Genomic DNA, 20,153 nt, shown 5'->3' with positions numbered 1-20,153 from the left:
CGTTGAGTTGAAACAGTGTCCAAGTCAGGGAGAGCCGGTTGATAGCCGACCACACGTCGGGGTTTGCCATCGATGACATCACCGTCGGTCCGTTCGCGCACGGGTTCGGGACCACCGCCGACGGCAGGCCGTATGCGTTTCGCACGGTCCGCGCCACGCTCACGCTGGAGATCTACCGGGCCGACCTCGCCGACGATATGCCCGGCCCGGACGACGTCGTCGCGGTCGCGCAGGCCCGCGTCACCGATATCGACCTCGACGACGAACGCAGCGTCGTCGCCCTCGTCCGTGACACCATCCCCGCCGCCGTGCCCACCGCCGCGATCCCGGATCGGGAAATGACCACGGTGCGCGCGTTGCTGGGACGAATCAGCTCTGTCATAGATGGTATGTAGATGGTGATGCCCTACACACGATTCGTCCGCCCCGCGCTCTTCGCGGCCGCCCTGCTCACCGTCGCCGCGACCGGGGCGTGCAGCACCGGCCCGGACGAGGCCGCCGTCGACGCCGCCCGGTCCTCGGCCAACGCGTCCCTGTCCGCCTCGATCACCACATCCTCGCTGGCCGCGCATCCGCCGCTGCCGAGTGCCGCGCAACTGGACGCGCAGATCAAACGTGCGCTCGATCCGGCCCTGCCCGACAGCGAACGCACCGATCTGATCGAGGACGGCGACGCGTTCCGCACCGCGATCCCCGACATGTACAAAGCGCTGCAAGACAATCCGCGCGCGATCTACGGCGTCACCGACCCGGTGTTCGACAACCACGACGGCACCCTCACCGCCACCATGCGGCTGGACAAGGACGGCACCGGCACGGCGGTGCGCACCACCGTGGTGCATTTCGTGCTGCTCGACGGCAAATGGAAGATCTCGCGCACCGACCTGTGCGGCATCCTGCGTTCGGCCGACTACCGCACGCCGGCCTGCGGCTGACCCGGCCCGATCGTGTCAGATCTGCGCAGCGGGCGCGTCGAGGCGGGGCCACGTGCCGCGCGAGGGGAGTCGAAGCTGCACAGCGGGCTGCTGCGCTGGGGACGAGGCGTCTATCGGCATCGCTTCGCCGTGCTTGCGGTGTTCGCGTTGGCGGTGGTGCTGTCGGGGCTGTTCGGCCGTGACCTCGCGGGCCGGTTGACCCAGGAGGGCTGGTTCGACGAGTCGAGCGAATCGGTGGCCGCCTCGAAGATCGCCGACGCCACCTTCGGCCGGGACACCGACAGCGACCTGATCCTGCTCTACACGGTGCCCGCGGGCACGACGGTCGACGATCCCGCGGTGCGGGCGGCCGTGACCGGCGCGCTGAACGAGCTGCTGGCTCGGTTCCCCGAGCGCATCCTGAAGATCGACAGCTACTGGGACAGCCCGTTCGCCGCCAACGCCACCGACGCCTCGCGCACGCACGCGTTCGCCAGCATCGGACTGCGTGGTGAAGGCACCGCCACCGTGGAGAACTACGCCGCGATCAAGGATCACCTCGGCGCCGGGCACGACGGTGGTGGTCCCGGCGGTACGACGGTCCAGCTGGCCGGGTTGCAGCCGGTGCTGGCCGGGCTGAACACCGGCATGCAGAACGACATCCACCGGGCCGAACTGATCGCGCTGCCGCTGGTGGCGATCCTGCTGTACTTCGTGTTCGGCGGCGTGGTGGGCGCGTTGCTGCCGGTGCTGATCGGCGGCATGACGATCATGGGCACCGCGGGCATCATGCGGGTGCTCACCGGCTTCATCGACGTGAACGTCTTCGCGAGCACGGTGATGACGCTGGTCAGTCTCGGGCTCGCGATCGACTACGGGCTGTTCACCGTCACCCGGTTCCGGGAGGAACTCGCGGCCGGGCACACCGTCGAGGAGGCGACCGCGCGCACCGTCGCCACGGCCGGACGCACCGTGCTGTTCTCCGCGGCGATCATCGCGGTCAGCTTGGCCGCGCTGTTCATCTTCCCGAACGGGGTGCTGCGCTCGGTGCCCTACGGCGGCATCAGTTCGGTGCTGCTCGCCGCGCTGCTCTCGGTGACGGCGCTGCCCGCCGCGCTGAGCATCGCGGGGCGACGCATCGACTTCCTGGGCTGGAAACGGTTCTCCCGCACCAAAACCGAGGCGCAGATCGACGCGGGCTTCTTCTCCCGCCTCGCGCAATGGTCGATGCGCAAGCCCTGGGCTGTCGCGGTGCCGATCGTGCTCGCACTGCTGGCGCTGAGTATTCCGTTCCGGCACATCGAATTCGGCGGGATCAGTGAGAAGTATCTCGGCGCGCAGAACCCGGCCCGGGTCGCCCAGGAACGATTCGACGAACTGTTCCCCAGTTTCCGCACCGAACCGCTGAAACTGCTCGTGCTCGGCGCGAATCCGCAGCAGCTCAGCGATATTCGCTACGAAGCCAGCCAGATACCGGGACTCACCGGACGATTCGAGCCGTCGGTGGCGACCAAGGACGGCATCAACGTGCTACAGGCCGGACTGGTGGACAAACAGGACTCCGATCGGGTGATCGACGCGCTGCGCGCGATACCGGAACCGCCCGGCGTGCGCGTCATGGTCGCGGGGGTGCCCGCGCTCGAACGCGACAGCATCAACGGGTTGCTGCGGGGACTGCCGGTGCTGGTGGCGTTGCTCGCGGCCGCGGCGCTGGCACTGATGTACGCGGCGTTCCGGTCGATCGTGCTGGCGGTCAAGGCCGTGGCCATGAGCGCGCTGAGTCTGGTGTCCACCCTCGGTGTGCTCACCTGGGTGTTCGTCGAGGGGCACGGGTCGGGGATCTTCCATTTCACCCCGGGCCCGTTGATGTTCGCGGTCCTGGCGTTGATCGTGACCGTGGTGTTCGGCCTGTCCACCGACTACGAGGTGTTCCTGCTGTCCCGGGTGGCCGAAGCCCGCGCCGGCGGCGCCGACCCGCCCGAGGCGATCCGGTACGGTATCGCGCACACCGGCGGCGTGATCACCTCTGCCGCAGCCATTCTCATCGTCGTCACCGGCGCGTTCGGCTTCTCCGATCTGGTGCTGATGAAATACATCGCCTACGGGATGATCGCCGCGCTCATCCTCGATGCCACCGTCATCCGCATGCTGCTGACGCCCGCGGTGTTGAAGATCGTCTGGCGCTGAGGGGGATTCGTGCGTGCCGTCAACCTTGTCGTGATGTTTCTACTGGAATTGGGAGTCATTGCGGGCGTTGCTGTTTGGGGATTCTCGGTATCCGGCGGGCTGGTGGTGCGGGTGGTCGCGGGTGTGCTGGCGCCGCTGCTGTTCATCCTCATGTGGGCGATGTTCGGTGCGGCTGCCGACGCACGATTCCCGCTCACGGGCGCGTGGCGTGTTGCGCTGGAACTGATCTGGTTCGGCGGTGGCGCGCTGGCCTGGTCCGCCGCCGTCAGCCCGCTGGCCGGAGTGCTGTTCTTCGCCGTCTGGGCCGTGAATGCCGTTATGCGCGTGCTGATCCAGGGCGGACTGAACGTCGACCCCGCGCCGTCCGTCGACGAGTAGTGGCTACCTCAGGAGTTCGATCACCGGGGCGAACGCCTCCATATCCGGTTCCAGCATCGTGAAGTAGGTGATGCCGAAGCGGTCGCGGATCTCGCGTACCCGGTCGGCGATCTGGTGCGGTGCGCCTACGAGAACGCTTGGGGTGGCAGCGATCCGGTCGTCGGTGAAACCGGGCTGGAATCGGCGCACCCGGTCGGGCAGGGTGTCCCGCTCGGCGGGGTCGGCGACCGCGTACACCAGGAGATTGAGTTCCACCTGGTCGCGGCGGTCGCCGAGCAATCCGTGCAGATAGTCGACACGTTCGGCGAGTTCGTCCGGGAGCATGGCGTTCGGCAGGCCGTTCGCCCCGATCGCCGCACCGGGCAGCGCGATCACATCGGCGTGCTCAGCGGCCAAGGCCAGCAGGCGGTTTCCCGACCCGGCGAGCATCAGCGGCGGGCCCTCCGGCTTGGTGGGCGCCGGTTGGTACGCCGGGTCGGCGAAGAGTTCGCGCATGGTGCGTACGGTCTGCTCGAGGTGGTCGACGCGGGCGCGCGGGCTGGGCATCGGAATCCCGGCGGCGTCGAACTCGTGCTCCACATAGCCCGCACCCAGCCCCAGTTCCAGTCTGCCGCCGGTGAATTGATCCAGCGCCGCGACGTCACGGGCCAGCAGCACCGGATTGTAGAACGGCGTATTCAACACGAAGGTGCCCACGGTGATCCGCTCGGTCGAGTCCGCCGCCAGCGACAGACTCGGAAACGGTGCGGGCAAACCGAGATGGTCGGGTACCGAGAGCACGTCGTAACCGAGGGCTTCCGCACGCCGGGCCTTCTGCACCCACCGGTCGCGCGAACCCGGAAACCCCATGTTGATGCCGAAACGGAATTCAGTGACCATGATCGTTCTCCACAAAAGTAGGCCAGGGCGGACAGAGTCTGATGCCTCGTCTGCCGGTTGCGTGCCGACCGACGCTGGACGCCGGTGGTCACCCACGTCAGGCTCCGAACGGGCAGACGAACCTGAGCATGCTTCGAATCTAGGAGCCGAGAACAGCCGGCGGAACCAGCCGATCGGACGAATGACCCGGCCGACCGGAGGGGGTGCTGGCGAGATGTGCTGGAGACCAACGTGTCTGCGGCCGCCGACGACCCGTCGCGCCGTGGGCGGCGGTGAACGAGCGGTATTACCTCGCAGGTAATCGACGTGGTCCGAATGGCAGGGGAGAGTGGCCGGGTGAATGTTGTGGAGGCAAGTGCGACGCGTGCCGTCGTGGCGGAACTGCTCGAGCGGATCGGGGCGGGTGACGCGGAGGCGATCGCCGCGCTCTACGCGCCGGTGAGCGACTGGAAACTGGATTGGCCCGAGAACGAGCACGGGCGCACGGCGACGCCCTGGATCCGGCATCGTGCGACGCGCGCGGACGCCGCCGAGCATTTCCGCGAGATCGCCCGCCACCATGTGCCCGAGGAAGTCGGCACCGTCATCGAACGCGTCCTCGTCGACGGCCCTGATGCGGTGATCCTCGGCGAGATCCGCCAAACGGCCCGCCCCACCCGCCGCGCCTACCGATCCCGCTTCGCCCTGCACGTCACCGTCGAGAACGGCCTCATCACAAGGCATCACGTCTACGAGGACAGCCTGTCGGTAGCCCAAGCCTTCGAGCCGTCGTCGCGCGAGGGTTGACCATGGTCGTCATCCGTGACATCGCCCCTCGAACGGCGATAAACCTGGCGACACCGGCCGGCGCCGCTGGCGATAATGGCTGGCGTGGGAGAGGTCGAGGTTGTCGTCGCGCATCACGCTTGTGCGACCTTGCGGGTCGGGGAGGTGTTTCTGAAGGTCGACGGAGATCAGGGGCGGACCGACGTCGAGGTCGAGGCGATGGAGTTGGCACCTATTCCGACGCCGGAAGTGTTGTGGCGTAAGCCGCCTGTGCTCGCGCTCGCCGCGCTTCGCGGCACGCCGCTCGGCCGGCTCGGTCGACCTTCGACCGCGTCGCGGGCGGCGTGGGCGGCGGCGGGCGCGGTGGTACGCAGACTGCACGATGCGCCGCTGCCACCCTGGCCCGGTCGCACCATCGAGAGCCTTGCCGCGGAATTGGACGGCGAATGCGAATGGATCGTCGCCAATGGCGTTCTCCCTGTCGAGGTGGTCATGCGCAATCGCCGGATCGCGGAGGCCGCGCTGCGACCGTGGACGCCGGTGTTCACGCACAGCGATCTTCAGGTCGCGCACGTGTTCGTCGACGGTGACGAGGTCACCGGAGTGCTCGACTGGACCGAGGCGGCCTGCGGCGATGCCCTGTTCGACCTCGCCACCTTGACGCTCGGGCACCCGGAGCATCTCGATGATGTGCTGGCCGGTTACGGCACCGAGGTCGACCGCGAGGTGATCCGCGCCTGGTGGTCCCTGCGCAGCTTGCGCGGCATCCGCTGGCTCACCGAGCACGGCTTCGACCCGACCTCCCCGGGCGGCGAGATCGACATCCTGCGCCGCGCGGCCCTGCCCGGCTGAGCACCGAGTTCGGCCGAGCGCCCGGCACCGCCAGTACCTGGTGATCACCTGACGTTCAGCGGCGGACGGGCAGGACGAGTTGGGCGCCGGTTTCGGGGTGGTCGAGGACTTCGACGGGGTGCTGGTAGACGCGGGTGAGGAGGTCGGTGGTGAGGACCTTGCGGGGCGGGCCGTCGGCGGCGATGCGGCCCGACTCGAGGACGGCTACGCGGTCGGCGTAGGCGGCGGCGATGCCGAGGTCGTGCAGGACGATGACGACGGCGGCACCGGCGCGGGCGCGGGCGGTGGCCAGGTGCAGCACGGCTTCCTGGTGACCGAGGTCGAGGGCGGCGGTGGGTTCGTCCAGCAGCAGGGTGCCGGTGTCCTGTGCGAGCACCCGGGCCAGTGCCACGCGGGCGCGTTCGCCGCCGGACAGGGTCGGAAACGACCGGGCGGCAAGATGTTCCACGTCGGCGGCGGTCAGCGCGGCGGCGATCCGTTCGTCGTCGAGTTCTCGGCGTTCGGTGCGCAGCCATGGCGCGCGGCCCATCGCGACGACCTCGCGCGCGGTGAACGGGAAACCGACGGTGTGGGTTTGGGGGAGCACGGCGCGCCGGCGGGCCATGTCCAGCGGCGACCAGTGGGTGAGCGCGTGCCCTTCGAGTTCGATCACGCCGGTGCTGGGCGTGAGTTCCCCGGCCAGTGCGGCCAGCAAGGTGGACTTGCCTGCCCCGTTCGGTCCGACCAGCGCGACGATCTCCCCGGCGACCACGTCGAAGTCGACGTCTTCGAGCACCCGCCGCTGCGCACTGTGCGCCCCGCGCCGCTCCACGCTCACCCCCCGCGCGCGCAACGTCACCGCGCCCGCCTCCGGCGCCACCGGCACCTCATGCGTCCGCGCGAACACCTGCCGCACCCCGCTCATCGACCACCTCGCACACCCAGCACCCATGCCCCCCAGAAACTTCGCGTCGACTGCACCTCTGTGGCAGCTACCCGGCCTGCCTGTGGGAAACAACCGGCGCTGATCGGTACAGACGCGCCGCGCGCGAAGTGTCGTTCTGGGAGCCGATCCGGGATGCGCGCCGCGACGACCATGGTGTCAGGCCGCGACTTCGAGGAACGCCGCGTCGACTCGTTCCCAATCGGTTGCTGCGTCGATCTGATGGCGCAACCTTGTCCGGCGGGCATTGAAAACGCCGCCAGCGCACCAGCTGCCACGATATCCGCGGCCACCACGGCGCCGGATCGCGACTCCGAGGAACGCCCCGTCGATCGCGTCGACTCGCACCCAATCGGTTGCTGCGCCGAACTGATGGCGCAACCCTGTCCGGCGGGCGCTGAAAACGCCGCCACCGCACCGGCTGTCGCGATGATTGGGTCGCCCAACGCACGGACTGCCGCGATATCCGCGTCGTCGAGCACGAAGAACGCCGACTTGCCGACGCCGGACGCACCTCCCCACACGGCGCTCATGCCCATCCTCCGGCGCGGGCGCGGGTGCGGCGGAGCAACCAGAAGAAGAAGGGGCCGCCGATGAGGGAGGTGAGCATGCCGAGCGGGAGGTCGGCGTTGTGCACGAGGGAACGGGCGGCGACGTCGGCGGCGAGCAGGACCACCGCGCCGAGGATCGCGCTCAACGGGATCAGCACGCGGTGGCCGGGGCCGACGAGCATGCGGACCAGATGCGGCACGATCAAGCCGACGAACAGCACGATCCCGGTGAACGCGACGCCCGCGGTGGCAAGGATGGCGACGATCAGGATCACGTTGCGCCGCAACCGTTCCACGTCGACGCCGAGATGCCGCGCGGCCGCCTCACCCAGCGCGAGCAGGTCCAGGCGGGGCGCGATGAGCACGGCCGCGGTGATGCCGACGGCGCTCAGGGTCGCGACGATGCTCACCGAATCCCAGGTGGCGCCGTTGAGCGAACCCAGCTGCCAGAACACGATCTGATCGCGCGCGGCGGGCGAGGCGACGAACAGCAGGAACGCGATGAGCCCACCCGCGAACGCGTTGATCGCGACGCCGGTGAGCACCAGCGTGACCACCTCGGTGCGCCCGTTGGATCGAGCCAGCACATACACCAGCGCGGTGGTGGCCAGCCCGGCGACGAACGCGGCTGCGGCCACGGACCAGGCGGCGACGAACGCCCCGCCGATCACGATGACCGTGCCCGCCCCGACCGCCGCGCCCGCGGACACGCCGATCACGCCGGGTTCGGCGAGCGGATTGGCGAACACGCCCTGCAGCAGTCCGCCCGCGGTCGCCAATGCCGCGCCGACGAGCATCGCGAGCAGCACCCGCGGGAAACGCACCTCCCACAGCGTCACCTCACCGGCGGGATGCGCGGGCATCGGTCCCCAGTCGAGTCCGATCCGGTGCAGCACGCTGCCCGCCACTTCGGCGGGAGTAGTCGGCACCTGCCCGATGGCGGCGGAGGCGAGCGCGAGCCCGATCAGCCCGAGGATCGCGACCGCGAAAACCATTGTGGTGCGCGAACGTCCACGCGATCTGGGGGCGGGAGTGACGGGCTTCGTGGCGATGGTGGTGTCGCTCATGACTCCACCTCGCTAGCGCTCGGTTCCATCATGTGCGAGGCGCACTGTGCCATGGTTCGCTCACTACGTTCGCTCACGCGGGTTTCGTGCCGTACACGGCCTCGCTGAGCGCGGTGATGACCCGGCCGGTGTTGGGGCCGAAGCTGAGCACCACGGTGTCGGCCATGTCGACGACCCGCTTGTTGCGTCCGGCGGGTGTCTGCGCGATGCCGGGCACCTTCTCCAGCCCGTCGACCCCGCCCACGGATTTCAGCCCGTCGGACATCACGATGAGCACGTCCGGCGCGGCGCCGATCATGGCCTCGCTGGTGATCGTGATGAACGGCTCGGACAGCGCCGAACCTGCGTCGTCCCCGCCGATCGCGGCGATCAGGGTGTCCGCGCCCGAGCCGGGGCCCGCCAGCATCGTGATGGCGGTGGAGCGCAGGTAGAGGAACGCCATCTTCAGCTTCGGATCCTGCTTGGGCACCGCGGCGATGGCGGCCGCGATCTCGTCCCTGGTGCGCTGGGCGAGCGCGCGGCCGCGATCGGGCACACCCAGGGCGGCGGCGACGGCTTCGATCTGCGGGCCGACGCCCTCCATGGTCCGTTTCGGATCGAAGAAGACGAGGTTCACCCCGGCCGCGCGCAACTGCTCACGCAGCTGCGGCGTCACCGTGACGTCGTCGGTCAGGAACACCGAAGGGCGAAGGGCGAGTACGCCTTCCAGGTTCAAGGACCCGTTGCCGCCGGCCACGATCGGCACGTTCTGGATGGCGGGGTTGGCGACGGTGCCGCGCCCGATCAGCTTGGGCCCCAAGCCCAGTGCGTACACGACCTGGGCCAGGGTGCCGTAACGGTCGACGGCGATGATGCGGCTCGCGTCGGTGATGGTGACGTCGGTGCCGTCGAAGGAACGGACCGTCACCGGCAGCGTCGGCGCCGGCTCGGGTCCGATCGGTACCGGATCGAGGTCGGTGAGTTTCGCGGTCGCGGGGCCGCGCTGGCCGGAGTTCGGTGCGGCACTGTCGGTACCGCATGCCGCGGTGGTCACCGCCAGGGTGAGCGCGAGCACCGCGAGCACGCACCGGGCCAGCCCCGATCGGCCACCGCCGATGCGCTGCGCCTGGACGGACGGGTCTGCCGACGTCGCATGCCTCATGTAGGTAAGCCTAAGACGTGCCGTGCTGGAGCGGGCAGGCGGCACACGCACGGGCGGCGATCATTCGGCGCGGGCACTCACGTCGTCCAACGCGGCCGCGATCGCCCGCGGCAGTTCGAGCGCCTCGGCCGCGAGCACGCCGGTGAGCTGGCCGATATCGCGCGCGCCGACGATCATGCTGGCCACGCTCGGCCGGTCCCGGATCCAGGCCAGCGCGACGGCCAGCGGCGAGGTGCCGAGCCCGTCGGCGGCGGTGACGAGCGCGTCGACCACGCGGGTCGCGCGTTCGTCGAGACTGTCGCGGATATCGGCGGCGGTCGATTCGTCCGCGCCCCGCGAATCCGCGGGCACCCCGTCGCGATACTTGCCGGTGAGAATGCCGCCCGCGAGCGGCGACGACGCGATCACGCCGACGCCGTGATGCTGCGCCGCGGGCACGAAATCGGTTTCCGCGCCCCGCGCCAGCAACGAGTACGGCGTCTGCGCGGCACTGATCGGGGCGAGCGCGGCGAGGCTGGCGAGCTGCCAGGCGTTGAACCCGCGCACGCCCGCGTAGCGGACCCGCCCGGAGCGGACCGCGAGTTCCAGCGTCGCGGCGACCTCGTCTAGCGGGGTCCGCGGATCCCACACCGCGACGTTCCAGATGTCGAGATGGTCGGTGCCGAATTCGAGCAGGGTCCGATCGAGCTGACGTAATAGCGCACGCCGGGATGTGTCGACGGCGGAATGCGTCGCGTCGGGGACGGCGGGCCCGGCCGGGGCGGGCGTCACCCGCGGCGCGATGCCCGCGCAACCGCTGAGCACCAGATCGTCGCGGGAGACCAGATCGCCGAGCAGCTCGGCCAGGATCCGCTGCGCGCCGCCGCCGGTGTAGGCGGGGGAGGTGTCGACGAGCGTGCCGCCTGCTTCGACGAACGCCACCAGCTGCACCGCGGCGTCGTCGGTGTCCGTGTGCGCACCCCAGGTATGGGTCGCCAATCCGATCCGGGACACCCGTAGGCCGCTGCGGCCGACCGTCCGCTGTTCCATCACTGTGCCCGCGCAATCGTCACGGCGCCAAGCCTAGAGCGTGCGCGGCCGTGCGGTCGCCCACCGCGCAGTGGGTTCGCGCGTCGCGGCGGATCGTGCACGCCGAACATGGCAGCGGCGGGCATGCCCCGTACGCGCCGACACTGTACTGTCGCTGCGGGATTGCGGCCGACCCCACGGCATCGCGACCCACCTGTTGACCAATTGCCCAGTCGGAACGGTTCTTTCGGGCAGCACGGATGGAGGCGGAATGAGTGACCGGGAGGCTGCATGACCGGCGAATCGATGACCTGGTTGCAGGCACTGGTGCTCGGTCTGGTGCAGGGACTGACAGAGTTCCTGCCGATTTCCTCGTCCGCGCACCTGCGGATCGTGTCCGGGGTGTTCTTCGGTGACGACGCGGGCGCTTCGTTCACCGCGGTCACCCAGCTGGGCACCGAGGCCGCCGTGCTGGTCTATTTCGCCAAGGACATCTGGCGGATCGTGCAGGCCTGGTTCACCGTGCTCGGCCGCAAGCTGTCCGCGGTCCGCGAGACCGTCCCGATCACCGAACAGGTGACGACCCGGCTGCCCGTCGTGACGAACGCGGCGGCGGACCGCTACTTCGACGAGGAACGCCAGCGCGAGCTGGACTACCGGATCGGGTGGTATGTGATCATCGCCACCATCCCGATCGGCGTGCTCGGCTACCTGTTCAAGGACGTGATCCGCACCGCGGCGCGCAACCTCTGGCTGATCTCGTTCATGCTCATCGCGTTCGCGCTGGTGATCGCCGCGGCCGAATACTACGGACGCAAGCAGCGCCCGATCGAGCGGCTGACCACCCGCGACGGCCTGGTGATGGGTTTCGCGCAGTGTCTCGCGCTGATCCCGGGGGTGTCGCGTTCGGGCGCCACCTCGTCGGCGGGTCTGTTCCTGGGCCTGACTCGCGAAGCGTCCGTGCGCTTTTCGTTCCTGCTCGCGATTCCCGCGGTGACCGCCTCGGGCCTGTTCAGCATCCCCGACGCGTTCAAACCGGCCGGTGAGGGGCTCAACGCGAGCGGACCGCAGCTGCTGGTGGCGACGATCCTGGCGTTCGCCGTCGGCTACGCGTCGGTGGCGTGGCTGCTGAAGTTCGTGGCGAAACATTCGCTGGATTGGTTCGTCGGATACCGCATCCTGCTCGGTCTGACCGTGATGGGGTTGCTCGCGACCGGGGTCGTGTCGGCCACATGAGTACCGCCGCGGCGGGGCATGCGGACGACCGCAGCCAGCGATGTGGGGGCCGGTCCGACCGCATGACTAGGCTGACTACATGACGGTGATTCTGCTGCGACACGGTGTGTCGACCTCGAACACCGCCCGCACCCTGGCCGGTCGGAGCACCGGCGTCGAGCTGACCGAGCGCGGCGAAGAGCAGGCAAGGGCCGTCGCCGAACGGCTCGCCGGACTGCCGATCGAGCGGATCGTGCACTCGCCGCTGCTGCGCTGTCAGCGCACAGTGGCCCCGCTGGCGGAGAAATTCGGGCTGGAACCGGTATTCGACGATCGGTTGATCGAGGTCGACTACGGCGACTGGACCGGGCGGCCGATCGGCGAACTGCTGGAGGAGCCGCTCTGGAAGGTGGTGCAGCGGCACGCCTCCGGTGCGGTGTTCCCCGGCGGGGAAGGGCTGGCGCAGGTGCAGAGCCGTGCGGTCGCCGCATTGCGCGAGCACGATCGGGCGCTGGCCGAACAGCACGGCGGCGACGCGCTGTGGGTCGCGTGCACGCACGGCGACGTCATCAAGTCGGTGCTCGCCGACGCGCTGGGCATCCATCTGGACGGGTTCCAGCGGATCATGGTGGAGCCCGCCTCGATCAGCGTCATCCGCTACACCCCCACCTCGCCGTATGTGTGGCGGTTCAACGACACCGGCGCCGACCTCTCGGCGCTGTCGAATCAGCAACGCCCCGTTGCCGATTCACGCTCCGCGGGGCAGCAGCCCGCGGCCGATCCGGACGGCCCGGTGCCCGGCGGCGAGCTGGGCGGGGCGGGGAGTGCGGATAATGGGAATGCGGAGCGTTGAGATTCCTTGTACACGGGTAGTCGGCGGCACCGCGCCGCGGATAGTCGATCAGGGTCACGTATCAGGAGGTGCATGTGTCACGCGCAATCCATGTATTTCGCACCCCCGATCGTTTCGTCGCCGGGACCGTCGGTGAGCCGGGCGATCGCGCGTTCTATCTGCAGGCCGTTCAGGAACCGCGGGTCGTGAGCGTGCTGCTGGAAAAGCAGCAGGTGAAGGTGCTCGCCGACCGGATGGGTCTGCTGTTGGACGAGGTGGCCCGCCGCTTCGGCGCCGAGGTGCCGCCGCAGGCCGAGGACATCAGCGACAGCGCCCCGCTGGTCACCCCGGTCGACGCCGAGTTCCGGGTCGGCACGATGGGGCTGGGCTGGGACGCCGACGCGAACGCCGTGGTGGTGGAGTTGCTGGCGATCACCGAAACCGAGGTGGACGAGTCGGTGGTGCTCGACGACACCGAGGAGGGGCCCGACGCGGTGCGCGTGTTCCTGACCCCGATCCAGGCGCGGGAATTCGCGCTGCGCTCGACCAGGGTGATCGCGGCGGGTCGCCCGCCGTGCCCGCTGTGCGGGGAACCGCTGTCGTCGCGGGGACATATGTGTGTGCGGACCAACGGCTACAAGCGCGGCGACATCTTCGGCGCGGCCGAGCTAGAGGAGTGAACGGTGACGCGGGCCGGGGAGCGGTTCCACAGTGGTGAGTTGACGGTGATCGGGCGGATCAGTACCGCCAGCAACGTGACCCTGGTCTGCGACATCCTCGACGAGCACGAACCGCCCCTGCGGGTGGTGTACAAACCCGTGCGCGGCGAGCGCCCGCTGTGGGACTTCCCCGACGGCACGCTCGCGGGCCGGGAGGTGGCGTCCTATCGGATCTCGGCGGCCGTCGGCTGGGGCGTGATCCCGGAGACGATCCTGCGTGACGGACCGTACGGCGTCGGCATGGTGCAACGCTGGGTGGACGGCGTCGATAATCACACCGAGCGCGGTGACCGGCTCGACCTGGTGGATCTGGTGCCGCTCGGCGCGGTGCCCGACGGTTTCCGCGAGGTGCTGCGCGCGCAGGACCCCGCGGGCAACGACGTCTCGCTCATCCACGCCGACGACCCGCGCCTGCAACGCATGGCCGTGCTGGACGTGCTGCTGAACAACGCCGACCGCAAGGGCGGGCACGCGCTGGAAGGCACCGACGGACAGGTCTACGGTGTCGATCACGGTATCTGCTTGCACACCGAGCACAAACTGCGCACCGTGCTGTGGGGGTGGGCCGGCCAGCCCCTGAGCGACGCGCTGGTCGACGACATCACCGCCTTCGCCAAAGAACTGCCCGGCGCGGTCGCCGACGACCTCGCCGAGCACATCACCGACGCCGAGATCGAAGCCCTCGTCGACCGCACCCAGGAACTCGTCGACGACCCGGTGATGCCGACGCCCCGCACCTCCCGCCCGATACCCTGGCCCGCGTTCTGAGCGAATCGGCACGGTGTGCGTCGTTGCATAGCGTGCCGAATTGGCTTGGGGGGCTTGCATTCTGGAGTGGGTCGGCGGTGTCGGCGCCGGGTGCGGGTGAAGTCCAAGGTGGGGCAGCGGCGCCGGTCGCTCGGAGACAGCCGACCGGGCGCAACTTTCAGCGTGTGCCGTCTGGCACTTGATACGATCTTGCAGCGTGCGCTTACGCGGGGGTGCGTGACCCCTGGCATTGCTCTCGGCGGGTGCACGCGCTACCGTCGCGCGAAGCGTTGGGTGGTCCCGTCAACTGTCCGCTGACAAGGGACTCAGCGAGAGCGAAAACCTTGACATCCCATGATTTGCTGATTTCCGCAGGTCGTGAGCGGCGTATCAGAGGGGTTCGGCGGCGGATCGGCCGGGGCGGAGAGCGACGATCTCGACCCCACCTTTACCCTCGAATTATGCAGTCCTGGTCCGATATCGCCCTACCCACCATCCCCGGAGCAGGGCCACCGTTGCGGTTGTTCGACACCGCCGACCGTCAGGTGCGTCCGGTCACACCCGGCGCCACCGCCACCATGTACGTCTGCGGGATCACCCCTTACGACGCCACCCATCTCGGGCACGCCGCCACCTATCTGACCTTCGATCTGGTCAACCGATCGTTGCGCGATTCGGGGCACGAGGTGCACTACGTACAGAACGTGACCGACGTGGACGACCCGCTGTTCGAACGCGCCGAACGCGACGGCGTGGACTGGCGCGACCTCGGCACGCGTGAGATCGAACTGTTCCGCGAGGACATGACCGCGCTGCGCATCGTGCCGCCGCGTGAGTACGTCGGCGCCATCGAATCCGTCGACGAGGTGGTCGAATTCGTGCAGAAGCTGCTCGCGTCGGGCGCCGCGTACGTGGTCGACGACGCCGAGTACCCCGACGTGTACTTCCGGGCCGACGCGACCGATCAGTTCGGCTACGAATCCGGCTACGACCGCGAGACCATGGAGCGCCTGTTCGCCGAGCGCGGCGGCGACCCCGACCGTCCGGGCAAGCGCGACAGCATCGACGCCCTGCTGTGGCGGGCCGCTCGTCCCGGCGAACCGTCCTGGCCTGCCCCGTTCGGCGAGGGCCGTCCCGGCTGGCACATCGAATGTTCGGCGATCGCGCTGAACCGCATCGGCCCCGAGTTCGATATCCAAGGCGGCGGCAGCGACCTGATCTACCCGCATCACGAGTACTCCGCCGCGCACGCCGAATCCTTGATCGCGGGCCGCCGTTTCGCCCGTCATTACGTGCACGCCGGCCTGATCGGCTTGGACGGCGAGAAGATGTCGAAGTCCAAGGGCAACCTGGTGCTGGTCTCCACGCTGCGCCGCAGCGGCGTCGACCCGGCCGCCATCCGCCTGGGCCTGCTGGCCGGCCACTACCGGCAGGACCGCATGTGGACCGACGCCGTGCTCGACGCGGCCAAGACCCGCCTCGACCTCTGGCGGCGCGCCACCGCACTCCCCACCGGCCCCGACGCCACCGACACCATCGCACGCCTGCGCCAGCACCTCTCCGACGACCTGGACACCCCCAAGGCCCTCGACGCCGTGGACAACTGGGCCCGCCAATCCCTCGACTACGGCGGCACCGACCCCGCCGCCCCCACCTCGGTGAAGACCGCCGTAGACGCCCTCCTCGGCATCACCCTGTAGCGGGTTCGCACCTCCCGCCCTGTCCGCGGGAGGTGCGCTACCGGGCCAGGATGGACAACACCAGGTCGCACGATCCCCCGTCACGAGGTGTGAGCGTTCAGAGTTGGCCTATGAGAGGTCCGTGGCGGTGTTCGCGGCAGCTCGGCGCCGACGGAACTCCGGGGCCGCAGTGCCGTTGTGCGGGTGATCTATTCGGCAGATTCTGACCGCCGATGACGGGGAGTTGGAGGATGCCGGGCTGGTGGGTCTAGCCCCACCAGCCTGTGGGTCTAGACCCGTGTTGCATGGCTGTTGGTCTTCGTAGCGTCGTTGGCATGACGAACTCGAGAGACTCGAAGAAGCCGAGCAACAGCGACTCTGCGGTGGCGGTGTCGCCGAACGATACTCGCGTCCAAGACATCTTCGACATGGTGAAGAAGTGCATCGTGATCTTCGGTGTGATCAGTGCCGTGGTCTTGGCGACGGTGGCCGCGATCGCAGCGGCTCATGGCCTGGTGAATACATTCATGTGGGTTCGGGCCGGTCTTCTGCTCCTCGTTACTCCGCTGTTCTACCGACTGGCCGTACTTGCGTCGCGGGGAGGGCGGAAGAGCTTGGAGCGCTTGCGCATCGTGACGACGATCTTGCCGATCGCGATCGTCGTGGTCGACTTGATTCCGGGTGTCTGCCCGGTGTGGTACGCGGGGATGCAGGCGGTGTCGGCAGTGCCGCTGATCGTGATTGCCGTCCGCACCCGACGCGTCATGCATACCGCTTTGCCGGCGGGGGCGTGAGTCGCCGTGACTCGTGGGGCAGGCAAGATGGCGCACAGGCGATCCTTGGGAAGGAGGGGGCTCGTGCGACGGTCGAGTTCGTGGTTGGGGGCGGCAGTCGCCGGGTTCGCGAAGGCGGCCCTGCTCGCAGCGGCGGCAGTGCTTCTTCCCGCGCTGTCCCTTGCCCCGGCTGTTGTCTCCGCGTTGTCGGGTTCTGCATGGTCGTGGCGCAACCCGTGGTCGTGGGTGGGCGTGCTGATGTTCTTTGTTCCGCTCGCCTTGGTGTTCGCGCGGCGGGTCGGCGCGTTGTTCCGTCGGCTCGTCGCCCGGTGGTGCGGCATCGTGATCGAGGACGGCTACCGACGGCCGGAGACCGCGCCAGAGCCCGTGCGGTTGTCGACGGGGTACTGGTGGAACGGCCACTCCTATGAGCGCAGCCGCCGTGACGCCGAGGCAGATCAGCAGTGGCGTCGACGGATCGGCGATCCGGCGTATCGGCGGGATGTGCGGTGGGTGGTGATCGCAGCCGTCATCGTGGGACCGGTGTGCGCTGTGCCGGTGGCTGCGCTGGCCGGCGCGGTGATCGCGTTCGCTCATCCCACATCGGCCTCCGTCGTAGTGGGAGTTCTGCTCGTGGCGGTCGCCGTGGCCAGCGCACCCTATGCCTGGCGGATCGTCGGCCCGCTCGCGCACCGATGGCTACGACTGTCCGAAGACGCCGCTACCGCCGGACGCGTGCGGGAGTTGGAGTTGCAGCGCGCGGACCTGACCACGGCGCAGGCCGCAGAGATCCGCCGTATCGAGCGTGACCTGCACGACGGTGCGCAGGCTCGCCTGGTCGCGGTGGGGCTGTCCCTCGCGACCGCGGAGAAGCTGATGGATCACGACCCGGCGCGCGCCAAAGCACTCCTGCGCGAAGCGCGGGAAGGCACGTCGACCTCGCTGGCCGAGCTGCGCGAGCTCGTGCGCGGCGTCAACCCGCCGGTGCTCGTCGAGCGGGGAATGGTCGAGGCGATCCGTGCGCTGGCGCTCGACAGTCCGGTCGACGTCCGCGTCGAGGCTCCCGACCGGATACGGCTGGACGTCCCGGTCGAGGCCGCTGTCTATTTCGCCGTCGCCGAACTGCTGGCCAACGCGGCGAAACATGCGCCTACCGGGCACGTGCACGTACGCGTCCGAGATCGTGGTTACGCCGTCGAGGTGGATGTCGACGATGATGGCCCCGGCGGCGCCGAAGTCGTTCCCGGCGGTGGGCTCGACGGCATCCGCAGGCGCCTTGCCGCATTCGACGGCGTGCTCACTCTGGCCAGCCCGGCGGGAGGCCCGACACAGGCCAGGATGGTGGTGCCATGCGAATCGTCGTAGCCGAAGATCTCTACCTACTTCGCGACGGCATCGTCCGGCTGCTGGACGCGTACGGTCACGAGGTCGTGGCAACGGCCACGACCGGCCCTGAAGCGCTGCACGCCATGCTCACCCAGCGCCCGGATATCGCGATCGTCGATGTCCGGATGCCACCGACGAACACCGACGAAGGCCTCACCGCGGCGCTCAGCGCGCGCAGACAGATCCCGGGTCTTCCTGTGCTCATCCTCTCTCAGCACGTTGAGCAGTTGTACGCCCGCGAACTCCTCGCCGACCACGCAGGCGGTGTCGGGTATCTCCTGAAGGACAGCGTGTTCGACGCCGACCAGTTCATCGACGCACTCGAACGTGTCGCCGCCGGTGGCACCGCGCTCGATCCCGCTGTCGTGACGAAGCTGCTCGCCCGCCCGACGGCCGCCCCGAAGCTCGCCCAGCTCACCGAGCGGGAACGATCCGTCCTCGCGCTGATGGCCCAGGGGCTCTCCAACAGCGCGATCGCGAGCCGCCTATTCCTCAGCGAGAGCGCGATCAGCAAGTACACGACCACGACATTCGACAAACTCGGCATCAGGGAGGACGGCACGGCCAACCGACGCGTCCTCGCCGTTCTCACCTACCTCAACGACAGCACCAACTGATTCACTCCTGACCGTTGCTCACTTGTCCTTCCGCGCCGCAAGACTTCCGCTGTTTGCCGGTGGATCGCAGGGGCGCCCGCGCCTTCGAGTTCGCCGATGCCGACTTCGTTCAGGTCGGACAGCTCGGTGATGTCGATGTGAAGATCGGATGTCAGGGGAGCCGCGGTTTGTTGTGCGCGCAGTGCAGTGCTGCAGTCGATGCCGGTGATCGGTTCTTCGCGCAACGTTCGCATGACGTCGACCGCTTGGTGGTGGCCGTGTGCTGTCAGCGGTGACCGGGGCCCTGGATGCCCATGATCGCGAAGCATGCCGGACGCGCTCCCGGCGGAGGCAAAAAGTTCGGAAATTCTTGTCAGGGGATGTCGAGAACGCGTTGGTGGCTCCGTCCCCGGGGTACGAGCAGCCGAACGGCCCCTCGCCGACACGAAGGAGTGAACATGCACGCCGACGCGATCGCCACGATCCTGAATCAGCCGCACAGCCAGGAACTTCTGGCTCGTGACCTGCTGCGGATGGCGTATGTCGCCAAAGATGGCAGTCCACGCAACATTCCGGTCGCATTCGCCTGGAACGGACGCGAGATCGTCGTGTGCACCTCGAAGAATGCCGCGAAGCTGCACTCGCTGCGGCACGCACCCGAGGTCGCGCTGACCATCGACACCGAGGTGCACCCGCCGAAGATCCTGTTCCTGCGCGGTCGCGCGGAACTGGACGAGGTCGAGGGCATCCCCGACGAGTATTTGCAGATTAACGGCAGCTACGAGATGAGCGCCGAGCAGCGCGTCGAATGGGAAGCCGAGGTCCGTTCGCTGTACGACGGCATGGTCCGGATCGTCATCACGCCGACCTGGGTCAAACTCATCGACTTCGAGACCACCCTGCCGTCGGCGGTCGAAGAACTGATCCGCCGGCGCGCCGAACGCCAGAACGCCTGAGCTGGGGCAAGTCACACAGGTGGCTCCAGAAACCCGGACACCGGCCCGGGTAACGAACCGCAGGCATAGCGCCTGACACGATCAACGGGCACCGTAGGTGCCGCAACGAAAGAGGAGAAACAGCATGACGATCCGGATGATCACGCAGGCATCGTGGTCGAGGATCTGGCGGCCGCGGTCGCCTTCTTCGTCGAACTCGGCCTGGAACTGGAGGGGGAGACCGTGGTCGAGGGTCCGTGGGTGGACCAGTTGATCGGCTTGACGGAGGTCCGTGCGGACGTCGCGTTCCTGCGCGTGCCGGACGGCAGTGGCCGCCTCGAGCTGTCGACCTTCCAGAACCCGGTGTCCACCCGCACCGCCCACCGGGAACCGGTCAACACGCCGGGCATCCCGCGCCTCACCTTCGTCGTCGAGGACACCGCCGAAGTCTTCGAACGCCTGCGCCCCCACGGAGCCGAACTCGTCGGTGAAATCGCCCAGTACAAGGACATCTACCGCTACGGCTACGTCCGCGGCCCCGGCGGCGTCATCATCGGCCTCGTCCAGGAACTCCACTGAACGACACCCCGGAAGTCGCCCGCGCAGT

Annotated in this window: 22 protein-coding genes; 16 read left to right on the top strand and 6 right to left on the bottom strand. The window is 68.7% G+C overall.

Annotation, left to right across the window (positions count from 1 at the left end; all coding sequences use genetic code 11):
- Positions 1-38 precede the first annotated feature (38 nt).
- Genes O3I_RS21195 through O3I_RS21180 form a run of 4 tightly spaced genes read left to right on the top strand, consistent with a single transcriptional unit; the run spans position 39 to position 3,479 of the window.
- Positions 39-395, top strand: coding sequence for a hypothetical protein (locus O3I_RS21195; RefSeq protein WP_014985022.1), 357 nt, complete (start codon positions 39-41; stop codon positions 393-395).
- Between the two features lie 6 nt (positions 396-401).
- Positions 402-935 carry a hypothetical protein gene (locus O3I_RS21190; protein WP_141691935.1) on the top strand — a complete coding sequence of 178 codons (534 nt, stop codon included), beginning with the start codon at positions 402-404 and terminating at the stop codon, positions 933-935.
- Positions 936-947: 12 nt separating this feature from the next.
- Positions 948-3,101: an MMPL family transporter gene (locus tag O3I_RS21185; RefSeq protein WP_014985020.1), complete on the top strand. Its 2,154-nt coding sequence runs from the start codon at positions 948-950 to the stop codon at positions 3,099-3,101.
- Positions 3,102-3,110: 9 nt separating this feature from the next.
- Positions 3,111-3,479, top strand: a complete 369-nt coding sequence (locus O3I_RS21180; RefSeq protein WP_202804851.1) for a YrdB family protein — start codon at positions 3,111-3,113, stop codon at positions 3,477-3,479.
- A gap of 3 nt (positions 3,480-3,482) precedes the next feature.
- Here the strand turns inward: O3I_RS21180 and O3I_RS21175 are convergent, their stop codons facing one another.
- Positions 3,483-4,358: an LLM class F420-dependent oxidoreductase gene (locus O3I_RS21175; protein WP_014985018.1), complete on the bottom strand. Its 876-nt coding sequence runs from the start codon at positions 4,356-4,358 to the stop codon at positions 3,483-3,485.
- 336 nt (positions 4,359-4,694) lie between these two features.
- On the opposite strand from O3I_RS21175, the gene O3I_RS21170 reads away from it, so the two are divergent.
- Positions 4,695-5,144: a nuclear transport factor 2 family protein gene (locus O3I_RS21170; protein ID WP_041562755.1), complete on the top strand. Its 450-nt coding sequence runs from the start codon at positions 4,695-4,697 to the stop codon at positions 5,142-5,144.
- Between the two features lie 75 nt (positions 5,145-5,219).
- Positions 5,220-5,975 carry an aminoglycoside phosphotransferase family protein gene (locus tag O3I_RS21165; RefSeq protein ID WP_202804850.1) on the top strand — a complete coding sequence of 252 codons (756 nt, stop codon included), beginning with the start codon at positions 5,220-5,222 and terminating at the stop codon, positions 5,973-5,975.
- Between the two features lie 55 nt (positions 5,976-6,030).
- On the opposite strand, the gene O3I_RS21160 is transcribed toward O3I_RS21165, so the two are convergent.
- From O3I_RS21160 to O3I_RS21145, 4 genes are all read right to left on the bottom strand, one after another.
- On the bottom strand, positions 6,031-6,879 hold the full coding sequence (locus O3I_RS21160) for a heme ABC transporter ATP-binding protein (protein WP_014985015.1): 849 nt from the start codon (positions 6,877-6,879) through the stop codon (positions 6,031-6,033).
- A gap of 547 nt (positions 6,880-7,426) precedes the next feature.
- Complete coding sequence (locus O3I_RS21155) at positions 7,427-8,515, bottom strand: FecCD family ABC transporter permease (protein WP_041562754.1); 1,089 nt, start codon at positions 8,513-8,515, stop codon at positions 7,427-7,429.
- A 73-nt stretch (positions 8,516-8,588) separates the two neighbouring features.
- Positions 8,589-9,656, bottom strand: coding sequence for a heme/hemin ABC transporter substrate-binding protein (locus O3I_RS21150; RefSeq protein WP_014985013.1), 1,068 nt, complete (start codon positions 9,654-9,656; stop codon positions 8,589-8,591).
- Positions 9,657-9,716: 60 nt separating this feature from the next.
- The gene (locus O3I_RS21145; protein WP_014985012.1) at positions 9,717-10,685 is read right to left on the bottom strand and encodes an aldo/keto reductase; all 969 of its coding nucleotides are present in this window, start codon (positions 10,683-10,685) and stop codon (positions 9,717-9,719) included.
- A gap of 270 nt (positions 10,686-10,955) precedes the next feature.
- Between O3I_RS21145 and O3I_RS21140 the strand changes: the two genes are divergently transcribed.
- From O3I_RS21140 to O3I_RS21105, 8 genes are all read left to right on the top strand, one after another.
- Entirely contained in the window at positions 10,956-11,900 is a 945-nt protein-coding gene (locus O3I_RS21140) for an undecaprenyl-diphosphate phosphatase (protein WP_014985011.1), read from the top strand.
- Between the two features lie 79 nt (positions 11,901-11,979).
- Positions 11,980-12,732, top strand: coding sequence for a histidine phosphatase family protein (locus O3I_RS21135; protein ID WP_014985010.1), 753 nt, complete (start codon positions 11,980-11,982; stop codon positions 12,730-12,732).
- Positions 12,733-12,806: 74 nt separating this feature from the next.
- The gene (locus O3I_RS21130; RefSeq protein ID WP_014985009.1) at positions 12,807-13,391 is read left to right on the top strand and encodes a DUF3090 domain-containing protein; all 585 of its coding nucleotides are present in this window, start codon (positions 12,807-12,809) and stop codon (positions 13,389-13,391) included.
- 3 nt (positions 13,392-13,394) lie between these two features.
- Complete coding sequence (locus O3I_RS21125; RefSeq protein ID WP_014985008.1) at positions 13,395-14,198, top strand: SCO1664 family protein; 804 nt, start codon at positions 13,395-13,397, stop codon at positions 14,196-14,198.
- Positions 14,199-14,638: 440 nt separating this feature from the next.
- Positions 14,639-15,877: a cysteine--1-D-myo-inosityl 2-amino-2-deoxy-alpha-D-glucopyranoside ligase gene (gene mshC / locus O3I_RS21120; RefSeq protein WP_014985007.1), complete on the top strand. Its 1,239-nt coding sequence runs from the start codon at positions 14,639-14,641 to the stop codon at positions 15,875-15,877.
- Between the two features lie 314 nt (positions 15,878-16,191).
- The gene (locus tag O3I_RS21115; protein ID WP_081594059.1) at positions 16,192-16,650 is read left to right on the top strand and encodes a hypothetical protein; all 459 of its coding nucleotides are present in this window, start codon (positions 16,192-16,194) and stop codon (positions 16,648-16,650) included.
- Positions 16,651-16,713: 63 nt separating this feature from the next.
- Positions 16,714-17,994, top strand: a complete 1,281-nt coding sequence (locus O3I_RS21110) for a sensor histidine kinase (RefSeq protein WP_051066702.1) — start codon at positions 16,714-16,716, stop codon at positions 17,992-17,994.
- Positions 17,979-18,632: a response regulator transcription factor gene (locus O3I_RS21105; RefSeq protein WP_014985004.1), complete on the top strand. Its 654-nt coding sequence runs from the start codon at positions 17,979-17,981 to the stop codon at positions 18,630-18,632. The genes O3I_RS21110 and O3I_RS21105 overlap by 16 nt, the downstream gene beginning before the upstream one ends.
- Here O3I_RS21105 and O3I_RS43920 read toward each other — a convergent pair.
- Positions 18,608-18,940 (bottom strand): histidine phosphatase family protein, encoded by a 333-nt coding sequence (locus O3I_RS43920; protein ID WP_081594057.1) that lies wholly within the window; start codon positions 18,938-18,940, stop codon positions 18,608-18,610. The genes O3I_RS21105 and O3I_RS43920 overlap by 25 nt on opposite strands.
- Before the next feature lie 129 nt (positions 18,941-19,069).
- Between O3I_RS43920 and O3I_RS21095 the strand changes: the two genes are divergently transcribed.
- Together O3I_RS21095 and O3I_RS21090 are read left to right on the top strand one after the other, a co-directional pair.
- On the top strand, positions 19,070-19,567 hold the full coding sequence (locus O3I_RS21095) for a pyridoxamine 5'-phosphate oxidase family protein (RefSeq protein ID WP_014985002.1): 498 nt from the start codon (positions 19,070-19,072) through the stop codon (positions 19,565-19,567).
- Positions 19,568-19,717: 150 nt separating this feature from the next.
- Positions 19,718-20,125 (top strand): VOC family protein, encoded by a 408-nt coding sequence (locus O3I_RS21090; RefSeq protein WP_272944310.1) that lies wholly within the window; start codon positions 19,718-19,720, stop codon positions 20,123-20,125.
- Positions 20,126-20,153 lie beyond the last annotated feature (28 nt).

The sequence above is a fragment of the Nocardia brasiliensis ATCC 700358 genome, assembly GCF_000250675.2.
Taxonomy (GTDB): Bacteria; Actinomycetota; Actinomycetes; order Mycobacteriales; family Mycobacteriaceae; genus Nocardia; species Nocardia brasiliensis_B.
Note: the sequence above shows the minus strand (reverse complement) of the source record. Positions and strands in the feature narration are given on the sequence as shown.